The sequence below is a fragment of the Ureibacillus massiliensis 4400831 = CIP 108448 = CCUG 49529 genome (assembly GCF_000772965.1).
Taxonomy (GTDB): Bacteria; Bacillota; Bacilli; order Bacillales_A; family Planococcaceae; genus Ureibacillus; species Ureibacillus massiliensis.
Window position 1 is genome coordinate 16,519 of sequence record NZ_JPVQ01000008.1, and the last position, 16,626, is coordinate 33,144.

At 38.0% G+C, this 16,626-nt stretch carries 16 protein-coding genes; 11 read left to right on the plus strand and 5 right to left on the minus strand.

What is annotated here, in order from left to right; all coding sequences use genetic code 11:
- Positions 1-30 precede the first annotated feature (30 nt).
- From CD30_RS06330 to CD30_RS06345, 4 genes are all read left to right on the plus strand, one after another.
- On the plus strand, positions 31-1,182 hold the full coding sequence (locus tag CD30_RS06330) for an amidase (RefSeq protein WP_036174077.1): 1,152 nt from the start codon (positions 31-33) through the stop codon (positions 1,180-1,182).
- Between the two features lie 35 nt (positions 1,183-1,217).
- Positions 1,218-2,858 (plus strand): gamma-glutamyltransferase, encoded by a 1,641-nt coding sequence (gene ggt / locus CD30_RS06335; RefSeq protein WP_036174080.1) that lies wholly within the window; start codon positions 1,218-1,220, stop codon positions 2,856-2,858.
- A 77-nt stretch (positions 2,859-2,935) separates the two neighbouring features.
- On the plus strand, positions 2,936-3,493 hold the full coding sequence (locus CD30_RS06340; RefSeq protein ID WP_036174083.1) for a chromate transporter: 558 nt from the start codon (positions 2,936-2,938) through the stop codon (positions 3,491-3,493).
- Complete coding sequence (locus CD30_RS06345) at positions 3,490-4,017, plus strand: chromate transporter (RefSeq protein WP_036174085.1); 528 nt, start codon at positions 3,490-3,492, stop codon at positions 4,015-4,017. Before CD30_RS06340 ends, CD30_RS06345 begins: the two co-directional genes overlap by 4 nt.
- 396 nt (positions 4,018-4,413) lie before the next feature.
- Here the strand turns inward: CD30_RS06345 and CD30_RS06350 are convergent, their stop codons facing one another.
- The 4 genes from CD30_RS06350 to CD30_RS06365 form a co-directional block, all read right to left on the minus strand.
- Entirely contained in the window at positions 4,414-5,835 is a 1,422-nt protein-coding gene (locus CD30_RS06350; RefSeq protein WP_036174088.1) for an NAD(P)-binding domain-containing protein, read from the minus strand.
- Positions 5,836-6,107: 272 nt separating this feature from the next.
- Positions 6,108-6,464 (minus strand): hydroxyisourate hydrolase, encoded by a 357-nt coding sequence (gene uraH / locus CD30_RS06355; RefSeq protein ID WP_036174091.1) that lies wholly within the window; start codon positions 6,462-6,464, stop codon positions 6,108-6,110.
- Positions 6,465-6,476: 12 nt separating this feature from the next.
- Positions 6,477-6,983 (minus strand): 2-oxo-4-hydroxy-4-carboxy-5-ureidoimidazoline decarboxylase, encoded by a 507-nt coding sequence (uraD, locus tag CD30_RS06360; protein WP_036174093.1) that lies wholly within the window; start codon positions 6,981-6,983, stop codon positions 6,477-6,479.
- 122 nt (positions 6,984-7,105) lie between these two features.
- Positions 7,106-8,725 (minus strand): PucR family transcriptional regulator, encoded by a 1,620-nt coding sequence (locus CD30_RS06365; RefSeq protein WP_036174096.1) that lies wholly within the window; start codon positions 8,723-8,725, stop codon positions 7,106-7,108.
- 222 nt (positions 8,726-8,947) lie between these two features.
- Between CD30_RS06365 and allC the strand changes: the two genes are divergently transcribed.
- From allC to CD30_RS06390, 5 genes are all read left to right on the plus strand, one after another.
- Positions 8,948-10,204, plus strand: coding sequence for an allantoate deiminase (gene allC, locus CD30_RS06370; RefSeq protein WP_036174099.1), 1,257 nt, complete (start codon positions 8,948-8,950; stop codon positions 10,202-10,204).
- A complete protein-coding gene (locus tag CD30_RS06375; protein WP_036174101.1) occupies positions 10,204-11,445 on the plus strand; it encodes a pyridoxal-phosphate-dependent aminotransferase family protein in 1,242 nt (413 codons plus the stop codon). The genes allC and CD30_RS06375 overlap by 1 nt, the downstream gene beginning before the upstream one ends.
- A gap of 14 nt (positions 11,446-11,459) precedes the next feature.
- Entirely contained in the window at positions 11,460-12,755 is a 1,296-nt protein-coding gene (gene allB / locus CD30_RS06380) for an allantoinase AllB (RefSeq protein WP_036174103.1), read from the plus strand.
- 617 nt (positions 12,756-13,372) lie between these two features.
- The gene (locus CD30_RS06385; protein WP_036174105.1) at positions 13,373-13,828 is read left to right on the plus strand and encodes an NUDIX hydrolase; all 456 of its coding nucleotides are present in this window, start codon (positions 13,373-13,375) and stop codon (positions 13,826-13,828) included.
- A 60-nt stretch (positions 13,829-13,888) separates the two neighbouring features.
- Complete coding sequence (locus CD30_RS06390) at positions 13,889-14,455, plus strand: NUDIX hydrolase (protein ID WP_036174107.1); 567 nt, start codon at positions 13,889-13,891, stop codon at positions 14,453-14,455.
- An 85-nt stretch (positions 14,456-14,540) separates the two neighbouring features.
- On the opposite strand, the gene CD30_RS06395 is transcribed toward CD30_RS06390, so the two are convergent.
- Positions 14,541-15,017, minus strand: a complete 477-nt coding sequence (locus CD30_RS06395; RefSeq protein WP_036174109.1) for a glutathione peroxidase — start codon at positions 15,015-15,017, stop codon at positions 14,541-14,543.
- Positions 15,018-15,213: 196 nt separating this feature from the next.
- Here CD30_RS06395 and CD30_RS06400 point away from each other — a divergent pair, with 196 nt between their 5' ends.
- Both CD30_RS06400 and CD30_RS19415 read left to right on the plus strand, forming a co-directional pair.
- Positions 15,214-16,074, plus strand: coding sequence for a ParA family protein (locus CD30_RS06400; protein ID WP_036174111.1), 861 nt, complete (start codon positions 15,214-15,216; stop codon positions 16,072-16,074).
- The gene (locus tag CD30_RS19415) at positions 16,064-16,513 is read left to right on the plus strand and encodes a hypothetical protein (protein WP_141096037.1); all 450 of its coding nucleotides are present in this window, start codon (positions 16,064-16,066) and stop codon (positions 16,511-16,513) included. The genes CD30_RS06400 and CD30_RS19415 overlap by 11 nt, the downstream gene beginning before the upstream one ends.
- Positions 16,514-16,626: the final 113 nt, after the last annotated feature.

Below are 16,626 nucleotides of genomic sequence, written 5' to 3' on the forward strand. Positions count from 1 at the left end.
AAAAACTACTGGTAAAAGGGGGATTTTACAATGGAGAGTCATGCATTTTTTGATGAAGCGATCATGATCTTGCCAAAAAAAGAAGGGCCATTAAGTGGAATGACCTTTGCAGTAAAAGATGTGTACGAAGTGAGTGGGCATCGTAATAGTGCAGGAAATCCAACATGGTACGAAACTCATGAAAAGGGAAAACATACAGCGCCCGTGATTGAAAGGTTATTAGATAACGGGGCTACTTTAAAAGGAATGACTCATACAGATGAACTAATGTATAGCTTGAATGGAGAGAACATTCACTATGGTACTCCGCTGAATCCGATTGCTCCAAATTGTATCCCCGGTGGGTCATCCAGTGGCTCTGCTTCAGCAGTTGCCTGTGGAATAACAGATTTTGCTCTGGGAACAGATACGGGAGGTTCCGTTCGTATACCGTCATCCTATTGCGGATTATTTGGTATCCGACCTACACATGACTCCATACCTTGTAATGGTGTGATTCCTTTGGCACCGAGTTTTGATACGGTTGGATGGATGGCGAAAACGATTGAAACATTGGAGGCGGTAGGCTCGGTTTTACTACCTAATGCTGTTGATACCGCCTTTAATCATTTTTATATAGAAGAAAATGCGTGGAGTCTAATGAATTCCGAAGACTGTGAAATATTGCGGAATAAAATTCCTCAAGGACTTTCTATTGATAAAGTAGATTTCAAATCTATTGGATTCTTTGAATGGCCAGAACTGTTTAAAAGAATACAAGGTATTGAAGCGTGGCGTGCACATGGTGAATGGATCACAAACGCGCAGCCGAGATTTTCTGAAGCAATCTATGGGAGATTCCAATATGCTAGCTCTCTAAATCCGATGCAATATGATGATCTGAAAAAACAACAAGCGCAAATAGCATGGAGGATAAGCGAGGCTCTAGGGGAAGACGGCATGATTATTATTCCTACAGCAGCTTCTGTTGCGCCTGAAAAAAATGCACCCGGTGAAGCGGTTGAAAGTGTCCGTGCTATGACTATGCAATTAACTTGTATTGCCGGAATTTCAGGTTTGCCACAGGTAACGGTCCCAGTACTAAGAGAAGATGGCATGACATTAGGATTATCCTTTATTGCAAATAAGCAATGTGATCGGTCGTTGCTAAAATTTGTCCGAAAATACTTTAGTGGTAATTAAAATTAAGACTTTGGGGATTGTGAGGGGGATTTGAAATGGTGCAACAATATAGAGCGACAACAATGGGGACAAAGGGGATGGTGACAACACCGCATTATTTAGCTTCTCAGGCTGCGATGGCAATCTTGCAGAAAGGTGGTAACGCTATAGAAGCAGCGATTGCAGCAGCTTCTACTATTGCGGTTGTTTATCCTCATATGAATAGTATTGGTGGAGATAATTTCTGGCTTATTTACAATGCGCGGAAGAATGAATTAAAAGGGTTAAATTCGAGTGGTCGTTCAGGTGAGAAGGTGACAATTGATTTTTACAAAAAACTAGGTTTCTCAAAAATTCCTTCAAGAGGTGCTGTTGCTGCTAATACCGTACCAGGCGCGGTGGCTGGTTGGGGGGAAGCCTATAAATACGGAACGAGTGAAATGGAAGGCTCCTTAGCATGGAGTGATCTACTAGAACAAGCTATTACCTATGCTAAAGAAGGTTTCCCTGTGACACCAAGTCAGGAGTATTGGACACAGGTGAATTTAGATGAAAAAGATAAGGAGTTTCGTGACCTTGGACGGTTTGAGGAATTTTCTCGCGTATTTTTAAAGGATGGCAAGCCCTATGAAATGGGAGATATTATGGTACAGGAAGATTTGGCGAATACCTTATCGGATATTTCGAAGAATGGTGCGGCGTATCTTTATAATAGTGAATTGACAGAGCGAATTATTAAAGATTTACAAAAACACGGAGGGCTATTAACTGTAGAGGACTTTAAACAACATACAAGCGATTGGGTAGAACCGATATCAGTCCCTTACAGAGATTATGTTGCTTACAATTTGCCTCCAAATACGCAAGGGATGGCTTCTTTATCAATTTTAAATATTTTAAACCATATAGAATTACGGCAAATGGAAGAGGGGTCTTCTACCTATTATCATATTCTCGTTGAAGCAGTAAAGCACGCCTTTATGGATCGAGATCAATATTTAACGGATCCGGAGTTTAGCGATATACCTATAAAGGAATTGTTAAGCTCTGAACGCGGGTTAGTATTTGCTGAAAAAATAAAAGAACACCATTTGGCAAGTGAATTAGCATTATTAGATGTAAAAGGTGATACCGTATGGTTTGGCATTGTTGATGAAGAAGGCAATGCGGTTTCCTTTATTCAAAGTATTTACCATGAGTTTGGTTCTGGCTTTATCCCAAAAGGAACAGGAATTTTACTGCAAAATAGAGGAAGCTTTTTCTCGCTTGATGAAAAACATGTCAATGCTTTAACGCCAAAGAAGAGAACCTTCCATACGCTAAATCCAGCCATGTTGTTAAAGGATGGAAAACCAGCCATTGTTTATGGGACGATGGGGGGAGAGGGTCAGCCTCAAACTCAAGCGATGCTTGTGACGAGAATGGTTGACTATGGTATGAGTGTTCAAGCAGCTATTGAAGCACCGCGCTTTTTATATGGGCGTACATGGGGAGCCTCATCCAACAGTTTGAAGCTGGAAGGTCGAATCGAGGAAACAGTTCGTCGTGAGCTTGAAGGACTTGGTCATGAAGTTGAAGTATTAGCGGACTATACAGACACAATGGGTCATGCAGGTGCAATATTTATTGATGGAAAAACAAATGTGAAATTTGGTGGTGCTGATCCGCGTGGGGATGGTATGGCGATTGGTTATTAAAGCTAGGCAAAGGCTAGAAAATTCGATCTGAATGGAAAGCTCATTTGAGGATGTAATGATAAGGGAGAATTAGGTGTATGGGAAAACAAAAAGAGATATTTATCGCCTTCTTTCGTTCGGGTATGCTCGGGTTTGGAGGAGGGCCTTCTACGATTCCGTTGGTACATAAAGAAGTTGTAGAAACCTATAAAATGATGACAGATGAAGAGTTTTCAGATGTTTTATCCATTGGAAATACATTGCCGGGGCCGATTGCAACGAAAATGGCTGGCTATATAGGCTATCGAGTAGGCGGATGGTTGGGGCTTGTTAATGCACTGATTGCAACGGTCTTACCTACTGTTTTATTAATGATTTTATTACTAGCCTCATTAAATCAAATAAGAGAATTTGATTTTGTTAAAGGGATGACGAATGGGGTAGTACCGATTGTTGGAGTAATGCTAGCAGTGCTAACCTGGGATTTTTTAAAGAAATCCCAAAAATCGCTTGGTTGGGTGAAGGGAGCTATTATTCTTGTAGCTTCTGGTGTAAGTATGATTTTATTCCATATCCATCCGGGGATCGTTATTGCTGTCTTATTGTTGTTAGCACTCTTTCTGCCATTTAAAAAAGAGGAGGATGGTGCGAAATGATTTACATCCAAATCTTTTTAGCCTTTTTCTATCCTGGAATTTTAGGTTATGGAGGAGGGCCTGCTACAATTCCGTTAATTGAGCATGAGGTGGTAGAAAATTATGGTTGGATGACAACGAGCGAATTTAGTGAGGTGCTCGCCCTTGGTAATTCATTACCCGGACCAATTGCAACAAAAATGGCGGGTTTTATTGGTTATGAAGTGGGCGGGGTTCTTGGAGTGGTTGTTGCATTATTTGCAACTGTAGCACCTTCATTAATATTAATGCTAATCCTTTTAAATATTTTGTATCGCTTCCGCAATTCTCCGAGAGTTAAGCGTCTATCAAGCTTTGTTTTACCGGCGATTGCGGTGTTGTTAGCTGAAATGACCTTTGATTTTGTAAAGACGTCTTATGATGTAATTGGATTAGTTATTACTGCGGTGATTGTAGTATGTGCATATTTTGCTTTAGAAAAGCTTAAAATCCACCCAGCCTTTGTAATTTTAGCCGGCTTAGTGGTTGGTGGAGTGTTTCTTTAGAAGGAAGGGGTTAGATTTTATTAAGTAGGAGCATGTTTAATGTATTGAACATTTAGACCGAGTTCGTGAAGTGCTAATATATGAGCTGTGTGGACGCAATGATATATACGGTTGCATTACCACTTCGCCAGCTACTCCTGGTACAGCTTCAATATTACTAGTGATTTAGCTGGAACACAAATTATTCATCAAAGGAATCCTCAATATTCGACGGAACCAAAAACTGATATGATGAGTGGCGTTCAAAGCGGAGAAAGCTCCAATCAGGGGGTATATCTCTAATATTATGAAAAAGGACTTGAGCTCTTTATAAGCTTAAGTCCTTTCTTTTAATCTGTCCGAGTGTTTCTGTGTATTTAACCTAATGTGTTCCGGGTAATTTTGAAGGTTTGAAAATTAAACGGTAGGAATCTTTGGATTGCCTGTAAACTCCACTATATCGTATTCAAAATAATCCTTGAGAATAAGTTCTTTATCATCTTGGAACAATTCGTCTGCAATGGCCATGACGAGTTTTGGGATGGCAAAACGTATTCCAGATAGTGCAGAAGCAGATACACCGCAGCTGATTAATGCTGAATAATTGAAGGGGAATAAACCGTATAAAGCATCTTTCCCTTCCTCGCAGTTGGCAATGAATTTAAAACCGTAATCTAAATATGGGTGTGCATCAATCATTGGGCTTGCAATGTTAGGGCTTGCCTTATACACATCGCCCCAGCGTGTAATATATTTTTCGACAGCCTTTAACTCAGGTCGCAATGCTGGGTCTGAAACTAAACCTGTACTAATGATTAAATAATCAAAAGTAAATGTATCGTGGGGTGTGCGAATGAATACCCCTTCTTCTGTTTCTTTCACTTCTATCCAAGGGGAGTCAAGATGCACCTTAAACCCTTCCCATGCACTTGCGCGGTTAAACGTATCATTCGTCGGAGGTTGATTAAATTTAAAGAAATGGGCCATTGCCGCATATTTTTCATCATCGCTTAAAGAATGATAACGTTCAATAATGCCAGTTTGTTCAAGGATACGCATTGGGTTGATGCGCACCATTTCTTTACGTCGAACAAATACATGGGCTTCTTTCACACCAGCTGATAAGGCAAAATTTGCATTATCAAACGAAGAAGCGCCGCCACCGAGAATACCGATTTTTTTACCCTTTAATGCATCGAAATCAATAGTTTCTGAAGTATGTGCATAGAGTGATTTCGGAAGTGCGTTTTTGACGAAATTAGGTACATGCCACTCTCCGCCGCCTTGTATACCAGTAGCGAGAACAACCTTACGAGCTAAAATCGTTTTTGACGGTGCGCCATTTCCGCTTAAATGAAGACGGTGTAACTTATTGCCGACTGGTTCGATTAAATCAACCTTTACTTCGTTTTGTACAGGTAAATTTAAAACTTCTCGATACCATTTTAAATACTCCATCCAATCGTTCCGGGAGATTTTATCTAATTCATCCCATGCCTCTTGACCGAATTTAGCAATAAACCATGATTGGAACGTAAGAGATGGGACCCCTAAGTCAATAGAAGGGAGATGCTTTGGAGTCCTAAGCGTAATCATACGAGCATAAGTAATCCATGGACCTTCAACACCTTTTGGATTTTCGTCTAAAATCGTAATATTCGTAATCCGTTCTCGAAATAAACCGAAAGCAGTACTTAATCCACTTTGACCGCCTCCGATAATTGCTACATCATAAACATGGCTATCTTCATGTGTAACGGGTTTTACCCACTCTTTACCGGGATGGGCAATATAAGAAAGATCTTTTTTTACTTGCTCATTTAATGCTTCAAGACTCATAGGAACAGCTCCTTTACTTTTATGTAACATCTTCTAACATCTATTTATATAACTATCTTAACATTCTGAAATTTAACATTCCTTATAGGCCTATCTAAAAATTAAATTTGCTTTTGTGCGGTTTAACTAAAAGGTCTAAATTGCATGTTGCCTTTTGTTACATATTACTTTGTGAAAGGGGGAGTGAGTTGAAGTGGAGGGTGAGGGTAATCGATGATACTAAAAAAAGAATGTGACCGCCTCCTTTATAAAAGGTGTAGCGGTCGGTTTTGTTAGCTTCCTCGGTATACTTGGTAGCTCCAAGGTGTAACGAGTAATGGAACGTGATAGTGGGCTTCCGTTTCTAGCATTTGGAATCGCACAGGCACCGTTGATAAAAAATTTGGTGTTGGGAGCTCTACTTCTGTAGCTCTATAATAATCCTCTACATGAAAAACGAGCTCGTATGTCCCTTGTTTAAAAGTAGCATTTGTAACAAGGGGCTCATTACAGCGACCATCTTCATTTGTATAGATGGTTTTTAATAATAGATTGGGTTCTGTTTCAAGCTGGAAATAAAGATCAATTCTTACGTTTTTAGCGGGGTGCCCGTGATATAAATCGAGCACATGTGTTGAAAGAGATGGCATGAAAAAGCCTCCTTAATTATAAGTTTCGATAATTCCTCTAAAACGTATATTTGCAATTTTGTAGATTTCTTGTAAAGCAGTCTGGAATTCTTTTTCCGGGTTAGAAGAAAGACGTTCCTTCATTGCTTGTAATATATCGTTTTTATCCTTTCCGCTAACGGCAATGATAAAAGGGAATCGGAACTTTTCCATATATGCCTGATTTACTTCGGAAAAGATTTGATATTCCTCAGGTGTTAAAGAGTCAAGACCGGCACCCTGCTGTTCTTTAACGGATGCCTGGCTCATTTGAATTCGTTTGCCAAGCTCCGGATGTTCTTTTATAAGTGAGAGCTGTGCTTCGCTGCCGCTTTCCACCACAATTTGCTTCATTGTATCGAAGGCGATATCAAATGAAGAGAACGGTCGCATATGTGCAGCAATTTTTGCTATCCATGGAGAATGCTCAAAGATTTCTCCGAATAGATTAGTAAACTCTTTTTCTGTAAAGTTGTTTAATTGATCTAATGTTAAAGCCATTAATATAACCTCCAAAATGATGCAAAGGCATCTGAATTTATTTTTAACGATATAGTTCGCTTTAAGAAAATGTATACCGTTATATCCATTTTTATATCTGCATTTAAAGGCGATTTGATGAATTATGCATGTTGTTCAATGATAAGGTGATTGCGGATTCTTAGGGCAAGGCGTAGCTGTAATGTTACCTCTGGATCCTTTAAATCTTTATTTAATAAAGAGCTGCACTTTTCAATACGGTAAATGACGGTGTTTCGATGAACAAATAAACGTTTTGCTGTTTCAGAAATTTGGCAATGACATTCTAAATATTCGTTTAAAGTTTCAAATAAAATTGTTTGTTCATCATCTGGCAAAGAAGCAAAAGCCTTAAATACCATTCGTTGATAGTTCAACAAATCTGTTTGTGGAATCATTTGTAGTAATTCGTTGATCTCTTTCTTTTTATAGAAGGAAACAACGCGCTGTTTATTCCGTAAAGTGACTATTGTACTTTGTGCTTCTTTGAATGCTCGCTGAATGTCTGAAAAGCTTTGTGTTTGGTTGCTGACACCAAAAACCATATGCAAATCAAAATATTGATAGATGGATCCTTCCAGCTCCGAAAACAATTCTCTTAAAAATAAAATATAATCAGAGTTTGGATCTTGAAGCTCGTATAAAAAAATCAATTCATTATTTAATGAGAATACGTGTATAGGTATTCGTGTTGACTGAAGGGTTTCTTCGCAAAATTTATGAATTTGTTCAATTGTAAAAGTAGGTTGAAATGAGTAAGAAGGTGTTTTCGTTATCACATGACCAATAATGCATACATACGCCTGTTGGTATGGGAGGGAAAGTTCCTGTGACATCGCCTTCGTAACAACGGTAGATCCGCTATCATTCTCTAAAAAATCTTTTAAATGCTGATTGCGAATATTGCGCTTTTGTTGCTGTAAAGCCTGCTCCTGCATCAATGCGAATGATAGTACATTGATGGCCTGCTCAATCGTTAAACGCACTGTAATATCCTGTTGATCGATATTCCCTTTAACCATTAAAAAGCAGTTTTTCTCCGCGTGGGTATTGATAGGAAAAAAGGCGAATGTTTCTTTTCCTTCAATGAGAGAAAATGTGAAGGTTTGTTCGCAGTTTAATGGATTTTGAAAACCTTCATTCATCATATTTTGTATAGTTGCAAGTACCGGTACGTATTGCTGTGTTGAATACATAGGTCTTAAATAAGGGCTTATGAGAAGAACTTCCCTCCCGATAAGTGATGATAGCTGTCGTATTAACTTTGGAACCCCGTGACCATTTAAAATAAGTAAAGTGAATTGACGATGAATATCCATTGCGTGCGTCAATAAAGAAGCTTCGCTCTGTAATATTTTCTCTGTCATTAAAAAGTTGATCTGCCCTAATGATAAGTGCTCCGGTAATTCCATAAAGGGTAAATTTAGTTGTTCTGCTAGTAGTAAGATATCTTGAGGGATTTCGTGTAGGTAACGGTTTTTCTTTATACCAATCCCAGCGCATCCGTTTGCAGCCATTTCACGAATAAGCTCTTGGAAGTAGTCGTGATTATTCTTTAAATGATAGGCGGTTGTAATGATAAGCATATTTGGTCGTAAATATGGAATGATATCAGGTGCATCCATCATTGTAATGGATGTTATCTGACGATATTTACTTGCCTCCCCAGCCACCAACGTAATTGGAGCCAATTCTTGTTGGGTTAACATTTGTAGAATATTCACAATTAAAACCTCCCTTTTTCGTTATATGTTACAAAATATAACATATATGCATTGGTTATGTACATATTTGTTAGAAAACATTACATGAAATAAGCTGGAAATATGTCTATTTTGTTTAAGTTAACTAAAAAGTGTTTTTTTTTTCACATTTCTGACGATGAACGGTAGGAAACCTTTCCTTAAAATAAAGGAAACGTAACAGGCAGGGAGGTGGTGTCAACTATGAGCGAAAGTACAACAAACGTTCAAACTATTGAAATTAGAGAATTGGTAGAATGGCTTTCGACTTTCGGTACAACAAACGAGAGGGGTGTAACTCGATTACTGTACTCAACGGAATGGATAAAAGCACAGCAAGCGTTGAAACAAAAAATGCATGAAGCTGGAATGGCAACCTATTTTGATGGAGTAGGGAATTTATACGGAAGAATCGAAGGCTCTATTCAAGGTGATACTGTCATATTAACGGGCTCTCATATTGATACAGTAAAACAGGGTGGAAAATACGATGGGGCGTACGGTATACTCGCGAGCTTTCTTGCAGTTAGAAGATTAGTAGAGAAATACGGTCCCCCAATAAAAACAATCGAAGTAGTGTCACTATGTGAAGAAGAGGGAAGTCGTTTTCCTTTAACCTTCTGGGGCTCAAAAAATATTACTGGTGAATTTTCAATAACATCCATTGACAATATTTCTGATAATGAAGGGATTCCTTTTAAAAAGGCAATGAATGATGCAGGCTATCCAATTGATGCTTATTCTCCGAAAAAGCGCAATGATATAGAACATTTTGTAGAGATTCATATTGAACAAGGGTCAATCTTAGAAAAGAATTTGAAGGATATTGGCCTTGTTACTCACATCGTTGGCCAAAAACGATACACAATTACGCTAACGGGTGAAAGTAATCATGCTGGTACAACACCGATGGATGAAAGGAAAGATGCTATGGTGTGTGCTGCAAAGGCTATTAGTCAGCTAACTTCAATAGCCATAAGCTTAGCTCCAGGACTAAGAATAACGGCAGGACAACTCATTGCCAAGCCGAATGTTCCTAATGTAGTAGCTGGTGAAGTTAGCTTTACATTAGATATTCGTTACCACGATAAGAAGGTTTTAGATAGCTATTGCGAGAAAGTTATAGAAGTACTGGAGTGTATCTCTAATGAAAGTGATATTCAATTATCGGTAGAAAAGTGGACTGATATCGATCCTGTTACTTTAGATCAATCATTGCATGAGCTAATGAAAAAGAAAATAGAATCAAAGGGATTTAGCCATATGCAAATGGTCAGTGGAGCTGGTCATGATGCACAGGTATTTGGACGACATTATCCGACCACTTTAATTTTTATCCCGAGCTGTAACGGAATTAGTCACTCACCGCTTGAATTTACAGAAGATGAATATTTAGAAAAGGGAGTAAAAGTAATGATGGATACTTTATACCACCTAGCATATAAAGGGGGCATCGCCTAATGTTTTATAAACCATTACAAACACCAAGTAGAACAATCATGACTCCAGGACCTGTTGAAGTAGATCCAAGAGTATTGCAGGCAATGAGTACCCCCATTCTTGGGCAATTCGATCCAGCCTTTACGGATATTATGAATGAAGTAATGGAGATGCTACGCTCCCTATTCCAAACGAAAAATAAGTGGGCATTCCCGATAGACGGCACTTCAAGATCAGGAAATGAAGCGATGCTAGCAAGTATTATTGAGCCGGGTGATAAAGTTCTTGTACCAATTTTCGGCCGCTTTGGTCATTTGCTCGTTGAAATATGTGAGCGTTATGGCGCTGAAGTTTATACGATGGAAACAAAGTGGGGTACGGTTTTTGACCAACAAGACATCATTAATGAAATGAAAAAGGTTCAGCCAAAAGTAGTGGCCATTGTTCATGGTGAGACATCTACAGGCTGTATGCAACCATTAAATGAACTAGGAAAGGCGTGTCATGAGCAAGATATATTGCTCATAGTTGATGCAGTTGCTTCTATTGGCGGTGTCAATATCCCAGTAGATGAGTGGTATATTGATGGGATTATCGGTGGTACACAGAAATGTTTATCTGTACCATCTGGAATGTCACCGATTACGTATAATGATCGAATAGAAGCGATTATTCAAAAGCGTAAAAAAGTGGAATATGGTATTGCAACAGAGGAAGAGTTTGCAACGAAACGTACAAATATGATTCGAAGTAATTACTTTGACTTAGCAATGCTTCAGGATTATTGGGGACCCAGACGTTTAAATCATCATACTGAGGCAACGTCTATGCTATATGCATTGCGAGAAGGATTGCGTCTTGTGTTAGATGAGGGATTATATGAACGTTTTGGACGGCACAGCTATCATGAGGCTGCATTGATTGAAGGAATCGAAGCAATGGGATTAAAAATATTTGGCGATCGTACTTGCAAACTTCCAACGGTGACATGTATTGAAATTCCTGATGGGGTGGATGGTGAACTAGTTCGTAAATTAATGCTCGAGCAATTTGGCGTTGAAATTGCTTCTTCATTTGGTCCGCTGCATGGGAAGATTTGGCGAATCGGCACAATGGGATATAGCTGTAGAAAAGAAAATGTATTAGCTGTGTTATATGCATTGGAAGCAGCATTAATCCGTAGTGGTTTTGAACCAATTCGTGGTGAGGGTGTGCAGGCAGCGCTTGATTATTATGAAGCACCTGTTTTCATCTCTTTTTAGGAAGGTGAAGTATCATGGTATATGACCTTGTTTTAAAAAAAGGAACAGTAGTTGAACCACACCAAGTCTCGATATGTGATATTGCAGTTAAGGATGGTGTAATTGTAGAAATCGCTCCTTCAATTGATATGGAAGACGTGCAAGTGGTCGATTTAGAGGGCAAGTTTGTTTTACCTGGTGCCATTGATGTCCATGTGCATTTTAATGAACCGGGAAACGTTGAGTGGGAAGGGATTGAGACAGGTACTAAAATGCTTGCTGCTGGTGGTGTAACGATGTATTTTGATATGCCATTAAATAGCGATCCCCCGACGATTAATGTACCTTCTTTACAGTTAAAGGAAAAATTATCGAAGGAAAAGTCCGTTGTTGATTATAAATTTTGGGGAGGTCTAGTCCCAGATAATATTGGAGAGCTTGAGGCGCTAGCTGAAAAAGGTGTTATTGGGTTTAAAGCTTTTATTTCAAATTCTGGATTTGAACCCTTTTCTTCAGTAGATAACCAATCTTTGTTAATAGGTATGAAAGAGATACGTAGATTAGATAAAATTTTAGCTTTGCATGCGGAAAGTGATGAAATGACGAGCTTCCTACAAGCTGAAAAAATAGCAGATAGAAAGTTAACGCCAAAGGATTATTGCGAATCAAGACCGATTGCAGCAGAAGTGGAAGCCGTAGTTCGTGCATTAAGCTATGCAGAAATTACAGGCTGTGCCCTTCACTTTGTTCATATTAGTAGTCCAGAGGCTGTTCAAATTATCCACGAGGCAAGGGGGCGCGGCTTAGACGTAACGCTTGAAACCTGTGCACATTATTTGCTATTTAATGATGAAGCCTTTGAAGAACATGGGGTTTTTGCCAAATGTGCACCACCTCTTCGCCCACCAAGTGTCCAAAATGAATTAGTAGCGTTATTGGTAGAAGGGAAAATCGATTTCATTACTTCTGATCATTCCCCATGTTCTCCGCATTTGAAGGATTTAAGTAAGCTTAACTTTTTTGAAGCGTGGGGAGGGATTAGCGGCGGACAATATACGCTACTGGCAATGTTAAAGGTTGCAAAGGAAAAAGACTTACCGATAACAAAAGTAGCGGAATTAACAGCTTTAGGGCCTGCGGAAAGATTCGGCATTACTCAGAAAGGCAGGATTGCAAATGGTTATGATGCAGACTTTGCAGTAGTAGAGGAAGTACCTTTTGTAGTGACGAAAGGAAATATGATGGCAAAGCATAAACAATCCATATATGCAGGCTATGAATTTCCACACAGTATCGTAGCAACCTATTGTCGGGGGAAAAAAGTGTTTTAAAAGATATTTATGTATTTCGATAATAATTAGGGCATATTGAAAAGAGGCTTGATTTTCTATATCAAGTCTCTTTGATTTTTTTAAAGTAATCGCATTGTGTAATATAGAAGTGAGAATTTCGATGGCTATTTCAAAGACAAAATGTCGATTAACGATTTCTACTTAAACAAATTTCGATTATTTCCAAGGAAATATTCCATGAAATTCATTGAAATTAAATTTCTTCGACAAATGATAGAAGTTATGGGCATGAAAGAACCGACACCAGTAAGGTATCGGTTAAAATGAGGTGTATGAAAAGGGTTAATAGATAAAAACGAGATTCATTATTTTTCTTTTTTACTGTCAAATAAACCTAATGCAACTGCTATTGCAATACCAATCGCTACCCAAGAAGCAAAATTCATTATCATCACCAATCCGATCTCTTTCTTCATATACGAAGCGAAGAGTGGAAAGTTTCGAATATTTATTTGTTCCTATTCTATTCAGTTTCATACTATAACTTTAGGGACATGTGCGTAGAATTGGAAATAAGTCTAAAAAAACGACTACCATTAAGACGCAAAATTTAATATATAGGATAAATTGAAAGCATGATTAAAGGAGATCGTCATATGCCAGAAGATCAAGAGTATTATAAGTTTTTGAGGAAGTATGTTGGAACAAAACCTTTAATATTACCAGGCTCCACGGTAATCATTTTAAATGAATTAGGAGAGGTTCTACTGCAAAAGAGACCTGAAGGAAGATGGGGTTTACCAGGTGGGTTAATGAATCTTGGCGAAAGCTTTGAGCAAGTAGCGATTAGAGAAGTATTAGAGGAGACAGGTTTACATATTCAAAATTTGAGACTGCTCCATGTTTTTTCGGGAGAAGAATTTTATGCGAAAGCCCCAAATGGTGATGAGTTTTATGGAGTGACAGCTGTGTTTTTAACAAATGAAGTGGAAGGGGAGCTTCATAAACACTCATCTGAAACAATTGATGTGCAGTATTTCAATTGCCGTAAATTGCCAGACAGAATGGTTGGGAGCCATCGTAGATTTATTGAGCAATTTGTTTGTAGCTAATACCTATGAGTATAGCTAATTATGTTAAATTATAAGAAACGTTAAATAAAGGAGTACCCTATGAATCTGAAACTACAAATCGAAAACTATAAACCATATAATGCACAAGAAATGAAGGATCAAGAAGTCATCCTGAAATACATGGATACATTCGACAATTTATTGGTACGTGATAATGAATTTGCTCACTTTACTGCATCGGCATGGCTTGTAAATCAAAATCATACAAAAGTATTGATGGCGTATCACAATATTTATAATTCATGGTCATGGGTTGGTGGACATGCAGACGGTGAAGAGGATTTGCTCAAAGTCGCTATTAAGGAAGCGAAGGAAGAAACGGGATTGAGTCTGGTCAAACCGGTATCAGAGGAGATCTATTCGATTGAAATTTTAGGAGTACCAGCTCATGAAAAACGAGGAAAGCATGTGGCGACACATGTTCATTTAAATGTTACATATTTATTAGAAGCTGACGAAAACGAATTAACAAAAGTAAAACCAGATGAAAATAGTGCCATTCAGTGGATGGGACTTGAAGAAGCCATTGAGAAAAGTACGGAGCCAGAAATGAAAGTCGTTTATAAAAAGTTGAATGAGAAATTGAATGTATATAGTCAACTGTGAAAACAAAAAAGAAATGCCGTTACTCAATTGGAAACGGCATTTTTTAACGAAATTAAACTCATTTGCTCTATAATAAAGTACTAATCTACAATATTTTTTGGATATCGTCATCAATTTTTTCTGGTTCAGTTGTCGGTGCATAGCGTTCAATAACACTGCCATTTTTATCGATTAAAAACTTCGTAAAATTCCATTTAATATTTTTCGATAAAACACCTTTCTTCTGCTCTTTTAAAAACTTAAATAAGGGATCAGCATTATCGCCATTGACATCGATTTTTGCAAACATCGGGAACGTGACACCGTAATTCATCTGGCAAAACTGCAATGTTTCATCAATATCATTAAATTCCTGATTGTTGAACTGATCACAAGGGAAACCGAGAATTTCGAGCCCTTGCTCCTTGTATTTATCATAAAGTTCCTGAAGACCTTTAAATTGTGGCGTTAGCCCGCATTTACTGGCAGTATTGACGATAAGTAATGGTTTCCCCTCATAATCTTTAAGTGATTTCATCTCCCCAGTAGGTAGCTTTACGGAAAAGTCGTAAACAGTTGTCATTTTGTATCCCTCCATTGTTTATTTATTTCCATCGTACACAATATGGTGAATTCCTGGCTAATGAATTGCTTCTGCTATAGAAACGCAGCTTGTAGAAGCTATGGTTATTAAAGAAAATTTTAAATATATCATTATCTCTACCCTCTCAAAATATATTAATAAAAGATAAGTAATTATGAAGGGGGATTCTAATTATTTGGCTACTGTTATTGCGACTATTAATTTAAAGGGTGGCGTAGCAAAAACAACGACAAGTGTTGGACTAGCTGAGATTCTTTCATCTGAGTTTAAAAAGAAGGTGCTTTTCATTGATCTAGATCCTCAAACGAATGGTACAACAATGTTAATTGGTGAGCATGCATGGAAAGAACTGAATGACCAAGGCTATACGTTAGCTCGTTTATTTGAAAGCGCGTTAAAGCCGAATGAATATAACTTTGATTTAGAAAACACATTGCAACGTAATGTATCCAATATTTTATCTGTTATGAGTTTAGATCTGATTCCCTCTAGTTTAGATTTGATTAAAGTACAGGATGAGCTAGCGAAAGTGCCGATGGGTCCACTCTATGCAAATAATCCGACTGACATTTTACGAAAAGCGATTCAGCCGATTCTAAACAACTATGATTATATATTAATTGATTGTCCACCGAATCTTGGCATTATTACCCTCAATGGCCTTCGAATTGCAGATGGCTATATGATTCCTACAATTCCAGATGTGCTTTCCACATATGGCATTCCACAAATTATAAACCGTGTAAATGACTTCGCATGGGAAATTGGTTATCCAATTGAGACGCTAGGTATAGTGATAACGAAGTATAAGGAAAATTCTAATATTCATAAAACAACTTTGAGGAAATTGAAGCGGGAAATCGATGCACCACTACTCAGTGGAATATTTAAAGAAAATAACCAAATGGCAAGTGCAGCTGATTTCACCATGACTTATGCGACATTCCGTCAAAAATGGGGCTATGGAGGTCAATTTGATGCCTTTTACAGCTTAGCTAATGAAATAGTGGAGAGGTATGAAAGAAATGAACATTGAAATGAAGCTCTTGGAATTATTTAAAGTGATCTTACAAGAAATAAACGTAAATAAAGAATTCGCTAAGAAAATTGAGACGGTTTTCACAGAGAAGGAGTTCGGGAAGTATGAGCAGAAAAAGCAAACCACAAGGAAACCTAAACTGGAGACAATCGCAAGCTCCACAAATACTTCAACTACAGGCAAAAAAAGGGCAAGAAAAAGAAAACCAGCATTGTTCAACCCAGAAATCGTCCTAAGTGAAAAAGGAAAAGAGGGGCTTTTTGAATCCTTAAATCAATTAGAAATTGATCAACTAAAAGACATCGTTTCTGAATACGGTATGGATCCAGCTAAAAAAGTGATGCGATGGCGGACAAAGGAAAAGATTGTAACCCATATATTAGAGGTGACCAACAACTGGGTCCAAAAAGGAGAAGCATTTCGAAGGTTAAATTAATAAATGGGATGGTCATGGACTATGCTTTTAAAATAAGTACCTCAAAGTAATATTAAAAATACTGAAAAATATTTTTCGAAAAATTCTCACTTTTATCTCTAGATATGCTACAT